Below are 13,380 nucleotides of genomic sequence, written 5' to 3' on the forward strand. Positions count from 1 at the left end.
ATCCCAATCGGATTGGCTTTTTCATTTTTGACAATTGGAGATTTCCATCTCAAAATCAATTTTGCAAATGTCCTTTCATTTATCCTATGTCACTTAATACTCAGATCAAAGTCAACCACATTGCTGTCCATGTCTCTGAACTCAGACACAGCATGGATTTTTACCAACATGTAATTGGCCTAAGAGAAATTGAAGAGCCATTCAAGGATGGATTACATGCCTGGTATGAAATCGGAGACGGGGTTTCTTTGCATTTAATTGAAGCACCCAGCATGCCTAGGGAAAAATCCAAGGTGAATCATCTTTGCTTCAGCGTTTCCGATTTGGAAGCGTTTATGCAAAACCTGAAAAAACACGGAGTACCGTTTGGAAACTGGGAAGGGGCAATCGGTACGGTCAATTTGAGGGGAGACGGAATCAGGCAGATTTTTTTCCAGGATCTGGATGGATACTGGCTGGAGGTTAATGATGATTTTTGAAAGGAAAAAGCCTCAAAATTCAAGGGTTTTGAGGCTTTTCATGTGTTCCTTCGATTACTTGGTGAAGATTAGGTCTGAGGACGGGACACGGAATCGTTTTCCGTATATTCCCTCCGGTAGACCTTTACCGCAGCCAATAATCATGCAGATTTCAGAGGCTGGTGGCAAATCCAGGAGCTTTTTCACTCGCTTGGAATCAAATCCTTCCATTGGACAGGTATCGTAACCTGCAGCTTTCATCGCAAGCATGAAGGTCATTGAGGCAAGCGCTGCGCTTTTGTGAACCGAAATTCGAACTTCTGTTTCTCCAACTTCCCGGACCATAGGTCTTTTTAGACCGACACCCCATGCGATCAGTTTTTTGAGTAGAGACCAACCTGGATATTTCCCATAAAGCTTGGGAATGAGTTTTCCATAATAGCCGAGAGCCTGCTTCAGTTTTTTGTCAGGTTTTCCTTCGTAAGTCCCTTTGATGTATTCGTAATTGGCTTTGGCTCTAGATTTCCAAAGATCCCGGCGGGTGACGACCACGACCAATTCCCGTGCTGTGGTTGCCGCTTTTTGGCCCATACAGAGTTTGGCCAGGGGATCCTTCAACTCAGAGGATTCAGGTACTCGGATGAAATGATACAGTTGCAGATTGGAACTGTTTGGAGAAAGAATAGCGGTTTCCAGGCATTTTTGGACCACTTCATGATCAAATGGTTCCTTTTGGTCAAAAATTCTGACCGACCTTCGTTGGTTTACCGCCTCAAAAAATCCTAATTCCTGTACCATAATCTTCATTTGTCCTTTTTAGATGGATAAACCTGAATAAAATTTCAAGGTTTAGACATATTTTGCAGAAAGTAAGAAATCCTACCTAAACCCAAACTTATGTTTTTTACACTTATCCGTTTACAATTTCTTAAGAGTATCCGGTCGACCTCCTTTGCTAAAAGCATGCTGACCAATGTCCTGATGGGATTTTTGGTGTTGGTGCTGTTGAGTTACGTGGTGGGATTGGGGGTTTTGCTCAAAGCAATTTTAAACATGGCAGCCCCTGGTGAAGACCATATTGCTTTGCTCAACAGCTTTTTGATTTACTTTTTTCTGGCTGAATTTCTCTACAGGTATTTTATCCAAAAGCTGCCGGTGATTGAATTGGAAAGTTTGCTCCACCTCCCGATCGGAAAGCGGAAAATTATCCAGATGCTGTTGTTCAGGTCTTTTGTTTCTCCCTTGAGCATTATTGCCATTTTGTTGTATTTGCCATTCGCTATCGAGGAGGTGAGTGGAAAATACGGTGTAATGGGAGCCATTACTTGGATTTCGGCTATTACACTCACGAGTTGGACGATCCATTGGTTTATGCTTTGGTTTAAGCAGAAGTTTGAAGATAGCCTGATCGGGTTGTTTGTGATATTTTTGGCTTTGGTGTTAGGCGCAGGATCCAGTTACATGGGTTGGTTTAATCTGGGCGAACTCATGAAGCCGGTTTTTGACTATTCCCTGACCAGTCCATTTCCGTTGATCGGAATGGTGGTGGTGATGGTAGTGGCATATGTGCTATGTTATCGTTTTTATGTTTCCAATGCCTATTTGGAGGACTTGTCGGAAGAGGAAGATGTCAGGTTTGTAAATCAGTCCATCGGTATTTTTTCCAGATTCGGTCTGGCGGGTGAGTTGGCCAATCTGGAGTGGAAGCTGATCATTCGGCACAAAAAGAGTCGAACATACCTCATGTTGGCGGGTTTCTTTTTGCTTTATGGTTTGATTTTCTATCGAAATCCCGCCTACGCAGCCGATGAAGGTTCAGGAATCAATTGGATTTTCATTTTCGTAGGGATTTTCATCACCGGTATTTTCATGCTTCAGTATGCACAGCTGTTTCTCAGCTGGAATTCCGGGAATTTTGATTTTTTCCTTTCCAAAAAGCAGGGAGTCGAGTCTTTGATTCGCGGTAAATACCTTCTGTTTATGGGAGTTTCCTTTGTTTGCCTATTGGCTTCCGTTCCTTATACCTTTTTTGGCTGGCAGTTTCTTTTGCTCCACATCTGCTGTTTTTTCTTCAATGTGGGAATCCTGATGCACCTGATCATTTACTTTTCCCTCTGGAAACCCAAGCCCATGGACTTGAACAAAGGCGCCATGTTTAATTACGAAGGCGTAGGCGCTGCCCAGTTTCTGATGATATTGCCTATGTTTTTGGCTCCATATGCAGTGTATGTCCCCTTTTGGTTATTGATCAACGAATACGCAGGCTTGCTTGCACTGGGTGTTTTTGGCCTTTTGGGCTTGCTTGCATTCAAACCTTTGTCCCAAATCAACATCAACCGAGTACTGGCTAACCGCTACGAAATTTCATCTTCATTCCGTCAAGAATTATGATCCAGATATCCCAACTTAAAAAACAATACAAAGAAGCTGTTGTCCTGAATGTCGAATCCCTGGAAATCCCCAAGGGTGAATGCTTCGGTCTCGTGGGTAACAACGGCGCAGGAAAAACTACCCTATTTCGAATTATTTTGGACTTGGTGCGGGCCACTTCCGGTCAGGTGAAGATCAACGACGAGGACGTAAGCAAATCTGAAGCTTGGAAAGCCAAAACAGGTGCCTACCTCGATGAGCATATGCTGCTGGCTTACCTGACTCCGGATGAGTATTTCGAGACGCTTCGCAAAATCTATGGCTTGTCCGAAGAGGATTTGAAGCAGCACCTGGAAAAATTCACCGAACTCTTCAACGATGAGGTATTGGGTAAAAAGAAATACATCCGTGACCTATCCAAAGGGAACCTGAAGAAAGTGGGTATCGCTGCTGCACTGATGGGCAATCCGGATGTGGTGATGTTGGACGAACCATTTGAAAACCTTGATCCGAGTTCCCAGATTCGATTGAAGAAACTGATCATCAAAGAAAAAGAAAATTCCAAGGTGACCTTTTTGATTTCCAGCCACGATCTCAATCACGTGACTGAAATCTGTGATCGGATTGTACTCCTTGAAAAAGGAAAAGTCATTCGTGACTTGAGAGAAAAAGCAGAAATGATGAGTGAGTTGGAAGCTTATTTCACAGGTTGATTGATTTTAAACGCCTACCGAAGGAAGAAGGTCTTCTCATTGCATATCCTCATGGTTTTGGATACGACGCATCCCTTAAAAATGTATTGCCCAGGCTGACTTCCTTTGTATTTTTTTAGACGGGAAACCTTCCCAGATTTTCCGGAGATGTTTTCGGTGAAGACATCCTGTCCGTTTACCTCCCAGACAATTTTCCAATTGTTAGTAGGTGGAAGGTTTCTGGTAATGATCAAGAGGCCCACACTGTCCTGCACGCTATGGTTTTGCCCACCTTCCACGGAAACTACCTCAAGTGTGTTGTCCGAAGGCTCCGGGTCAATGTTGTTGCAGGCAAAAAGAATAAGAAGCAGAAACGGAAGCTTTTTCATTCAATCGAGAATAGACTTTTTATCGAGTAACACTCCCTAAAGTAGTTAAAATAGGCAAAAGTCAATTTAAGAACTGGGGAATGCTGAGTTGGAAGAAATAAAAAAATCCTCCTTAGAGCAAACTGAGGAGGATTTAAGTGGAGCTGGTGGGATTCGAACCCACGTCCAGATAAGGAAGCACCGTACCGTCTACATGCTTAGTCACCTGTTGGGTTTTCGACCAAACTATGCTGGGTGACACACCTGAGTTTGGCTTATCGATTTGTCTTAGACCTGCTTAATCGCATCACAAGCCGCATCCCGATCAAGTCGACACCCCTAACCCGCACCGATCAGGCAAAACGCGGAGGGATGTGGCCGGGGAATCACTCTCGCGACTCAACCCTTTAAGCAATCAGTCCTGGTTAGGAGAGATTAGGCAGCCATGGCGTAAGAAGTTTCGCCATTTATCGTTCGTATGAATGGTTTAAGGCCGTACATACTCCAGCCTGCATGCGAGCCCGATGATTACACCTACTGTCAAAACCGGTCAGCCCCATAGACATTGGGAAGACAAAAGTAATCCAATTTTGGTTCCAAGACCTGAAAATTACGAAGTACGAGACACGAAATACGAGAGGCTGATTAGAGTTGAGAAGGCTTTGCAATCTTAGCCCCTTGCAACTTTACCACCTTATCAATTTCCAATCTACTTACCTCCCAGTATCCCAACCTCCTAACCTCCTGACCTCCAATCCTCCCGGCTTTTTAACGCTACTTAAGCCCAATTGATTACAGAAAATCTTTCCCAAAGACCAAATTTCACTCCTTCTGAATATCCACTTTTTTATATCTTGCAGCGATGGAAAATTTCGTTGTTTCGGCAAGAAAATACAGACCGGTTGATTTCAAAAGTGTGGTGGGGCAGCAGCATATCACGACCACGCTCCAAAATGCCATCAAAAACAATCATCTCGCCCAAGCCTTCCTTTTTTGTGGACCCCGAGGAGTAGGCAAGACTACCTGTGCCCGTATCCTGGCCAAGACCATCAACTGTGAAAGTGTCACTAAGGACTTTGAAGCTTGCGGAAAATGTGAGTCCTGTGTATCCTTTCAGAATAATTCCTCATTCAATATTTATGAGTTGGATGCTGCGTCCAACAACTCCGTGGATGATATCCGCAACCTGGTCGATCAGGTACGATATGCTCCGCAAAAGGGGAATTACAAGGTCTACATCATTGACGAAGTTCACATGCTTTCGACTGCGGCCTTCAATGCGTTTTTGAAGACCTTGGAGGAGCCGCCTAAGTATGCCATCTTTATTTTGGCCACTACAGAAAAACATAAGATCATTCCTACGATCCTTTCCCGTTGCCAGATTTTTGACTTCAACCGGATCCAGATCAAGCATATTTCAGATCATCTGAAGCACATCGCTGAAAAGGAAAAAGTAGATTACGAAGAGGAGGCACTTCGATTGATTGCTACGAAAGCAGATGGCGCGCTTCGGGATGCCTTGTCCATTTTTGACTTGATAGTGACCTATTCCGCAGGAAAAAAAGTCACCTATAAAGAAACCATAGAGAATCTTAACATTCTCGATTACGACTATTATTTCAAAGTGGTGGATGCGCTTTTGGCAGAAAATCTATCTTCCACACTTTTGATTTTTGATGAAATTCTGAAAAAGGGATTCGACGGTCACAATTTCATTGTAGGTCTCAGCGAGCATTTCAGAGATCTGCTCGTGGTCAAAGATGAGGCAACGGTGGAGCTCCTTCAGGTTTCTGAATCAGCCCGCGATCGATATTTGCAGCAAACTCAACAAGCTTCCGTTTCCTTTTTGCTCTCTGCGCTCAACTTGGCCAACCAGTGTGATATCAACTACAAGACCAGTAAAAATCAGCGTCTTCATGTGGAATTGGCGCTGATGAAAATGGCAAAACTTCCCCAAGCCTTTCGCCTTGCGACGCTTTCCAGCGACGATTCAAAAAAAAAAGACTGAGTGAACAGGAGGTCGTATCCGAACCATCAAAGCCAGTAGCTGAAATCCCTGTTGATCTTTCCGGTGCAAAAAAGACACCTTTAAAATCCACCATTTCCATTCCTACCAGCCTTTCCCAAACCAAGAAATTGGTTGATGAAAAAGCTAAACAGGTGGAAGAAGTCAAAGAAGAGAAGCCAGAGGAAAAAGTTGAGTTAAGCCCCTCAGCAACTGTGGTTTCTCTGACTCAGGAACTGCTTGACAGCCATATTTTTTCAATTCAGGAGCATTTCCGGAAGGCTGACCGCAATATGGAATTGGCTATTTTGGATCAGTCTATCAAAGTTCGGGATGGAGGTGAAGTAATCCTGGAAGTAATGGGGCACATGCAGGAGGAAATCGCCGGGAAAATGAAACCGGATCTGGTAAGTTTGATCCGTCAGTTTACCGGCGCTGATCGGGTAGTCATTATGCTGGAAGTGAAAGAGGAAGTGGATAATGGCAAGCCAAAACTTTATACCAACTCCGACAAGCTGAATTACTTAAGACAAAAACATCCAGCTTTGGCAGAGTTTCAACGGAAGTTTGGCTTGGATGTGGATTTCTAAAAATCCAGTGAAACCCCAAAGTTGATCAGGTTTTGTAATTGGACAGCCTGTTTGGACGAACCGTCATCCTGCTGAATAAATACCTCTTCATCGTAAATCACCGCTGTTTCAATTCGCGTGGAGATGAATTTGTTCACTTTCAGGCGTATGATCGAATTGAAATTGACTACCATATTTCCAAAACTCTCATAATTTGAGAAAAGGTTGAGGTCGGCTTTCCAGGTCACGTTTTCCATCAGGACAAAATCCACCACCCCAACGGCAAAGGACATCCCTGCTTCTGCCCGGACATTTTCACCCGGCACTACCCCAAATGCCCCTGCATTGCTTAGCGAGTCATTCATTACAATGGTAAATCGACCGGTAAAGGGAGAAAGAATGACTGATAGTCTGCTTTTGTTTTCGTAGGTTTTTCTCAGATTCAAACCTGTGGAAGACTGGAGGTAACCTGGAGATAGGAGGTCTGAAATCTTCGTTCGCACATCTACTTCACTTCCCGGTGGGCGGGAATATTTGTAACCGGCTAAAAGCTGGGTCCGAGCATCCAGCTGAGTAGTCAGGTACATCACTTTTGAGAGTTGACGGCCGTAGTTGCTGACAAAAACGAAATTGTCGTTGGTTTTTCGGGTTTCAAATTCTCGGTCCCCTTGACGGTTGAATCCAAGATTGAGTGTCATTTGAGTGTCCCAAACTTTGGTGTCCTTCTTGTAATTGGCAAAAAGGGTTACTCCTGAATTCAGCGCAAATGAGCTGGCCCCACCGGCCGCCCAGTTGCTGAGAGTTACTTGTTGGATGTTCAGGACATAGTTTCCGCCTGTTTTCCAGAATATTTCCTTCACGGGTTCCTGGACCAATACCGAGTCACCCAACATGAGCAAGGTGTCTCCGTCGATCAGTACCGTGTCGGGAATGATTTTTCGATCCTGAGCCCATGAAGAAAGACTCAGGAGAAAAAATAAGATTCCCGCAAAAAGGAAATTTTTACGCATTGAGGCAAAGTTTGGCGGGTAGATCAGGGCTTGAAGATAACCAATTTCTGGCCGATGGTGATGATGTTTTGGCTTCCGATATTGTTCCAGGATTTGACTTCAGCTACTGAAACGCCGTATTTTCGGGATATTGCAAAGAGGGTTTCTCCTGAACTCACAGTGTGGGTGATCCGCTCCGGTTGACTTCTGACGGAAGGCTCTTCAACGGGCTTTGAGATGGTTTCTACGCGTTTGGTTTCAGTGGTTGCTGTCACAGTCCTGTTTTGCTGGACGGGTTGAGTTACTGGTATAAAAGGAATCTGTTCCCCGCGCTTTCTTGGTTCCCTGAGATTCAGCACCATTCCTGGCTTGAGCTCCGCATCTCTTCGAATCCGGTTTTTGGATTTGAGTGAGGAAAGGCGGATTCCATACTTCTGAGAAATCATCCAAAGGGTCTCTCCAGGCTGAACAACGTGAGTTTCTACCTCTGCACTGGTTTTTTTCTTTTCAGTGTAATAGTATTTGCCGGTTTCAATTCGCTCTCCTTCTTCCATGTCATTCAGCTTGAGGAACTTCTTTTCCTTCAAGCCGATTTCTTCAGAAAACTTGCTGGGTGAGGTCGTTTTTGCAGCCTGAACCCCATCCAGTTCATTGACCGTAATTTGATTGGGTTGGTTGGCTTTGGTGGTATTTCCGGAGATTTTCGGAAATGAATTGGCCTGTTTGTAAGCAGGAGAATTTTTATTGGAGGCAGAATAGGTCTGAGTTGATTTTGGTTTTTCCTCTGATTTTGTCACTGCAGGTTCCATGGGAAGTTCTCCACCCTTAACGTAATAAAGGGTATAAGAACCTGCCGGTACTTTGCCATTTGCAGCCCATTTGTTGAATTCCTTGAGGTGATCTTCGCTGACTCCAAATCGCTTGGCCAATGCTGCCATGGTAACCGGACCTTGAACCTGTACTTCCGCTAGTCGCTGATTGGAAACAAACACACTGATCTGATTTTCATAAGCAATCTTATGGGCCAAGTACTTTTTAAAATACCAGTGGGTATTTCTGTCCACTTCAATGATTTTTTTACCGGTATACTGACTGCCAAAATACGCCTTGGCACCTCCTAGGCCCATTTGATAGGACACCAATGCGGTCATCCAGTTGTTGAGTTGGCTGTTGTGTTTTTTGAGATAAACGGCTGCCCCACGGGAAGAGGCGGCGATGCTTTTTCGCTCGTCGATCTGTGCATCCACACGCAACCCAACCTCCTCGGCAGTGCCCTGTTTGAATTGCCAAAAACCAACCGCGTTGGACGTCGATACGGCATCCGGGATCAGTCCGCTTTCCTGAATTACCAGATATTTCAGGTCTTCTGGCACCCCCTGATTTCTCAGTTCCCGCTCGACGATTGGCATGTAAAGATTGACCCGTTCCTGTTTGACTTTGAAATAGGTCGGATTTCGGTATTGTGCATCGACATCGAGCTGGATTTCCCGCTGAGCTTGAGGGGTGATTTTAACCGTGAGATCTGCAAATTCCACTACTGCAGGAACCTGAGGAATCTGAGCCAGAAGGGATTGAGCCCAGAAGGGATTGAAAAGAAAAAGAATCAGTAAGAATAGTCGGGATTTCATCGAAAGTTACTTTCGTTTTACTCATCCCTGTTTTAGCAAAAATGATTCCCTTTTTGCCGGAATCAGAGTTTTCTGGCCATCAATACTCCATCCCGGATCGGAAGCAGGATGTTTTCCACCCGGGGATCTTCATGGACTTTTTTGTTGAAATCAAGAATGGCCTGGGTGTCTTTGTCGATTTTCTGACCTTCTTCCACGAGGATTTTTCCGGACCAAAGGACGTTGTCAGCCAGGATGATTCCCCCACTGGGCACTTTGTCGATGATTAAATCAAAATACTCGGCATAGAAAAACTTATCAGCATCGATGAATACCAGGTCGAAAGGTCCGTCAAGTGTCGGGATGATTTCCCGGGCATTTCCCAACCGGTAATCAATCTGAGAGGCAAGTCCGCTTTCTTCAAAAAATCCCCGAACCATCGTTTCCAGTTCATCATTGATGTCCAGGGTGATCAGTTTTCCGTCGGATTTCAATCCTCTTGCCAGGCAAATTCCAGAATACCCCGTATAGGTTCCGATCTCAAGAATGGCTTTGGGTTGGAGCATTTTTGTAAAAAGTTCCAGCATTTTTCCCTGTAAATGACCCGAAATCATCCGGGGCATCAAGACTTTGGCCTGTGTTTCCCGGGTGATTTTTTTTAGTAGGGCATCTTCCGGACTGGTGATGGATTCGCAGTAGGCGAGTAAGGCCGGATCAATAAATTCCATGGATCAATTTGGGGTATAGATAAGATAGGTCAGCTGCTCGGGGTTGAAAATATCCCCTGCAATTTCCTGAATTTCCTCGGCAGTCGTTGACCGGATTTGGTCAAATATTTTTTCCAAAGGATCAATTTTACCATGATCAATGAGGCTTTTGCCATAGACGAGCATCAAAGCTGCGTAATTTTCCTCCGCCATGGCCATTTGTCCGATTGCCTGTTCTTTGGCCATATGAAGCTGGAGACTTCCCAGTTTTTTGATCCTGAGTTTTTCCATTTCCCGATGGACGATAGACAGGCATTTTTTGAGGGTTTTGTTTTCGGTGCCAAAATAAATCCCAAAAAAACCCGTGTCCGAAAAGGGCTGATAGCTGGACTCGATGCTGTAGACATAGCCGTAATTTTCCCTCAGGGAGAGATTCAGACGGCTATTCATGCTGGGGCCTCCGAGGATATTATTGAGGAGGTAAAGTTTGTATCGGTTTGGGTCATGAAGGGAATAGGCTGGTCTTCCCATTGCGCAGAGGGACTGCGTGACGTCGCGCTGCACTGTTTTGTGCTTGGGCTTATAGTCGTGAAAGCCGTTTCTGACGTAGAGCGTATGCTTAGGCTGGATTTGATTCAAAGGTCCTTCAATCGCTTTGAGCGCTTTTTCGAATGATATATTGCCGACGACGGAGAAGACGATCTCCGAGGTGTCCAACCGCGTGGATATGTAATCGAAAAAATCCTGCTGGGTAAATCGGCCAACGGTTTCTTCGGTCCCGAGTATATTTCTTCCTAAGGCATGATTTTCAAACACCAAGGCATCCAATTCATCCTGAATCGAATCGTCCGGAGAATCCCGATACATCGCCATTTCTTCTAGGATTACCTGGCGTTCTTTTTCGATTTGTTTGGTTGGGAAGGTACTGTTGAAGGTGATGTCAAACAGAAGATCGGCAGCTTTGCTGTAATGCTCCTTGAGGATGGAGGCATAAAAGCAAACTTTCTCCTTGGTAGTGTAAGCATTGAGCTCGCCTCCCAGAGACTCCAGGCGATTGATGATATGAAATGTTTTCCGCTTATGAGTGCCTTTGAAGGCCATGTGTTCCCAAAAATGTGCGAGGCCTTCCTGATCTTTGTCCTCGTCCCGGCTACCCATATTCAGAATAAAGCCACAGTGGACCAAACGGGTATGTGTCACTTCTTGATGGACAATCCGGATGCCGTTGGACAGCTCTTTGATTTGGTACATGAATACTAGTTTTAAATTGAAAGTACAGAAAAATCCGGCTTTTTTAACTCCGTATTATTAATGTTAAGTTTGCGAATAAGCCTATGCGAAAAAACACCAAATTTTCTGAAGAGGTTTGTTCAATTCTTCGTTTATGTCAAATTTTGGCCGGATTCAGGCTTCTCTGATCATTTCAGTTTACAAAAACACAAAGTTCCTGGAGGCGGTATTGAGATCTTTGGAACATCAAACCTGGAAGAATTTTGAAGTCATCATCTCGGAGGATGGGAATAGCACTGAAATGCGGGAGTTTATTTCCACCAGAAAATTTCCGTTTCCATTGCAACACCTCACCCAGGAAGATTTGGGTTGGAGAAAGAACAAGGCCCTCAACCGGGCAATCCAATCGGCAAAATCGGATTGGTTGGTTTTTATAGACGGGGATTGTGTACTCCATCCCCGTTTTATGGAGTTCCACTGGACTTTGGCGGATGACAAATCCATCCTTGCGGGGAAGCGGATCAAACTTGATCCGGAAACCAGTGACAGACTCCTTTCGGGGGAATTAAGCCTTGAAAACATGAATTCCGAAATCAGAAAGCGCGCCTCATTCATCAAAAAGAACGGAGGAGCATTTGTGGAAGAGGGGATTTTTATTGACCCAAAGGGATTTCTTGGCTTTCTCACAAGACTCCGAAAAATGAAGCACCTCAAAGGATGTAACATGTCCTTTCATCGACACGCTATCGAAGCGATCAACGGGTTTGATGAAGATTACACCAAGCCAGCAGTAGGAGAGGATGCGGATTTGTTGTGGAGATTTGAAGGCATGGGCTATCGCTTAAAGTCAGTCAGAAACCTAGCTGTGCAATACCATCTATACCATAAAGAAAGTTGGACGGATCAGGAGGAGAATCTGGCCTTGATGCGAAAAAATCAGGAAGCCCATCGTTTTTTTTGTAAAAATGGGCTTCAAAAACTGTAAGAATAATCCTGTTTAGCATGAAATATACCCCATTACCCAAGGAGTTTTATATCCGAAACCGAGCAAAGTTTACGGCCCAACTCGCCAAGAATTCGGTGGCTGTTTTCAATTCCAATGACATTATGCCTACCAATGCAGACGGTACAATGAAATTCCGCCAAAACAACGATTTGTTTTACCTCTGCGGGATTGATCAGGAAGAGTCAATTTTGCTGCTTGCCCCGGATTGCCCAATTCCTACGATGCGGGAGGTGTTGTTTCTTCGGGAAACGAATGAGCATATCGCAGTTTGGGAAGGGCATAAATACACCAAAGAGGAAGCAGAGGCTGCATCCGGGATCAAAAATATCCAGTGGCTATCTGCTTTTGAGAATATCCTGAATACTGTGGTTGCGCTTTCGGAGCGGATTTACCTCAATACCAATGAGCATCTCAGGGCTGGTGTAGTCGTTGAGACCCGCGATTCCCGGTTTATCAAATCCTGCAAGGAAAAGTTCCCGCTCCATCAGTTTGACCGATTGGCTCCCATTATGCATAAGCTTCGTGGGGTAAAAGAGCAGGAGGAAATTGACCAAATGCAGATCGCCTGCGACATTACAGAAAAGGGATTCCGTAGAATTCTTTCCTTTGTCAAACCGGGAGTTACGGAATATGAGATTGAGGCGGAGTTTATCCACGAGTTTGTTAAAAACCGGAGCAAGGGATTTGCCTATGAGCCGATCATTGCTTCCGGACCTTCTGCCTGTGTCTTGCATTATGTCGAAAACAACAAGGCATGCAAGGATGGGGAATTAATCCTCTTGGATGTCGGAGCGGAATACGGAAACTACAATGCGGACATGACCCGAACCATTCCGGTGAATGGTCGGTTCAGTGCCAGGCAGCGGGCCGTATACGATGCAGTGCTTAGAGTCCATCAGGAGGCGGCGAAGATGTTAAGGCCTGGCACAACCATTCAGGAGTATCATAAAGAAGTTGGATTGATAATGCAGTCCGAACTGCTCGGATTGGGACTGATTGATCAGACTGACATCAAAAATCAGGACCCCAACTTGCCTGCTTACAAAAAGTACTTTATGCATGGAACTTCACATCATTTGGGGCTGGATGTACATGACGTGGGAACGATGCACTTTCCGGTTACTCCGGGAATGGTGTTCACCGTAGAGCCGGGGATTTACATTCCTGCTGAAGGATTCGGAATCCGACTGGAAAACAATATTGTGATTAAGGAAGAGGGTTATTTCGACCTGATGCGAAATATTCCGATTGAGGCAGAAGAAATTGAGAGCTTAATGAATAGTTAAGCCGGATATGCTCCATCAACTTTTCCAAAGTTCAAAACTTTGGAAAAGTTATTTGACAATTAAAAACAAAAAACCCTCTCAGAGCAATCTGAG

Annotated in this window: 13 protein-coding genes and 1 other RNA gene; 7 read left to right on the top strand and 7 right to left on the bottom strand. The window is 44.7% G+C overall.

Features of this window, described 5'->3' with window-relative positions:
- Positions 1-86: 86 nt before the first annotated feature.
- Positions 87-479 (top strand): VOC family protein, encoded by a 393-nt coding sequence (locus tag D0X99_RS04495; protein WP_119476469.1) that lies wholly within the window; start codon positions 87-89, stop codon positions 477-479.
- A 54-nt stretch (positions 480-533) separates the two neighbouring features.
- Here D0X99_RS04495 and D0X99_RS04500 read toward each other — a convergent pair whose 3' ends face one another.
- Positions 534-1,256 carry a nitroreductase family protein gene (locus D0X99_RS04500; RefSeq protein ID WP_119476941.1) on the bottom strand — a complete coding sequence of 241 codons (723 nt, stop codon included), beginning with the start codon at positions 1,254-1,256 and terminating at the stop codon, positions 534-536.
- 99 nt (positions 1,257-1,355) lie between these two features.
- Between D0X99_RS04500 and D0X99_RS04505 the strand changes: the two genes are divergently transcribed.
- Together D0X99_RS04505 and D0X99_RS04510 are read left to right on the top strand one after the other, a co-directional pair.
- Entirely contained in the window at positions 1,356-2,849 is a 1,494-nt protein-coding gene (locus tag D0X99_RS04505; protein ID WP_119476470.1) for a DUF5687 family protein, read from the top strand.
- Positions 2,846-3,541: an ABC transporter ATP-binding protein gene (locus D0X99_RS04510; protein ID WP_119476471.1), complete on the top strand. Its 696-nt coding sequence runs from the start codon at positions 2,846-2,848 to the stop codon at positions 3,539-3,541. The genes D0X99_RS04505 and D0X99_RS04510 overlap by 4 nt, the downstream gene beginning before the upstream one ends.
- Positions 3,542-3,555: 14 nt before the next feature.
- Here the strand turns inward: D0X99_RS04510 and D0X99_RS04515 are convergent, their stop codons facing one another.
- On the bottom strand, positions 3,556-3,909 hold the full coding sequence (locus D0X99_RS04515) for a hypothetical protein (protein ID WP_119476472.1): 354 nt from the start codon (positions 3,907-3,909) through the stop codon (positions 3,556-3,558).
- 135 nt (positions 3,910-4,044) lie between these two features.
- Positions 4,045-4,446: a transfer-messenger RNA gene (gene ssrA / locus D0X99_RS04520) on the bottom strand.
- A gap of 304 nt (positions 4,447-4,750) precedes the next feature.
- Here ssrA and D0X99_RS04525 point away from each other — a divergent pair.
- Both D0X99_RS04525 and D0X99_RS04530 read left to right on the top strand, forming a co-directional pair.
- Positions 4,751-5,896: a DNA polymerase III subunit gamma/tau gene (locus D0X99_RS04525; RefSeq protein ID WP_119476473.1), complete on the top strand. Its 1,146-nt coding sequence runs from the start codon at positions 4,751-4,753 to the stop codon at positions 5,894-5,896.
- Between the two features lie 128 nt (positions 5,897-6,024).
- The gene (locus D0X99_RS04530; protein ID WP_119476474.1) at positions 6,025-6,483 is read left to right on the top strand and encodes a hypothetical protein; all 459 of its coding nucleotides are present in this window, start codon (positions 6,025-6,027) and stop codon (positions 6,481-6,483) included.
- Here D0X99_RS04530 and D0X99_RS04535 read toward each other — a convergent pair.
- From D0X99_RS04535 to D0X99_RS04550, 4 genes are all read right to left on the bottom strand, one after another.
- On the bottom strand, positions 6,480-7,472 hold the full coding sequence (locus D0X99_RS04535; RefSeq protein WP_119476475.1) for a DUF3078 domain-containing protein: 993 nt from the start codon (positions 7,470-7,472) through the stop codon (positions 6,480-6,482). The genes D0X99_RS04530 and D0X99_RS04535 overlap by 4 nt on opposite strands.
- Before the next feature lie 23 nt (positions 7,473-7,495).
- Positions 7,496-9,079, bottom strand: coding sequence for a lytic transglycosylase domain-containing protein (locus D0X99_RS04540; RefSeq protein WP_119476476.1), 1,584 nt, complete (start codon positions 9,077-9,079; stop codon positions 7,496-7,498).
- Between the two features lie 62 nt (positions 9,080-9,141).
- Positions 9,142-9,786, bottom strand: a complete 645-nt coding sequence (locus tag D0X99_RS04545; protein ID WP_119476477.1) for an O-methyltransferase — start codon at positions 9,784-9,786, stop codon at positions 9,142-9,144.
- Positions 9,787-9,789: 3 nt separating this feature from the next.
- A complete protein-coding gene (locus D0X99_RS04550; protein ID WP_119476478.1) occupies positions 9,790-11,016 on the bottom strand; it encodes a M16 family metallopeptidase in 1,227 nt (408 codons plus the stop codon).
- 133 nt (positions 11,017-11,149) lie between these two features.
- Between D0X99_RS04550 and D0X99_RS04555 the strand changes: the two genes are divergently transcribed.
- Together D0X99_RS04555 and D0X99_RS04560 are read left to right on the top strand one after the other, a co-directional pair.
- Positions 11,150-11,980, top strand: a complete 831-nt coding sequence (locus D0X99_RS04555) for a glycosyltransferase (RefSeq protein WP_119476479.1) — start codon at positions 11,150-11,152, stop codon at positions 11,978-11,980.
- Between the two features lie 17 nt (positions 11,981-11,997).
- On the top strand, positions 11,998-13,287 hold the full coding sequence (locus tag D0X99_RS04560) for an aminopeptidase P family protein (RefSeq protein ID WP_119476480.1): 1,290 nt from the start codon (positions 11,998-12,000) through the stop codon (positions 13,285-13,287).
- Positions 13,288-13,380 lie beyond the last annotated feature (93 nt).

It is taken from the genome of Algoriphagus lacus (assembly GCF_003583985.1).
Lineage (GTDB): Bacteria > Bacteroidota > Bacteroidia > Cytophagales > Cyclobacteriaceae > Algoriphagus > Algoriphagus lacus.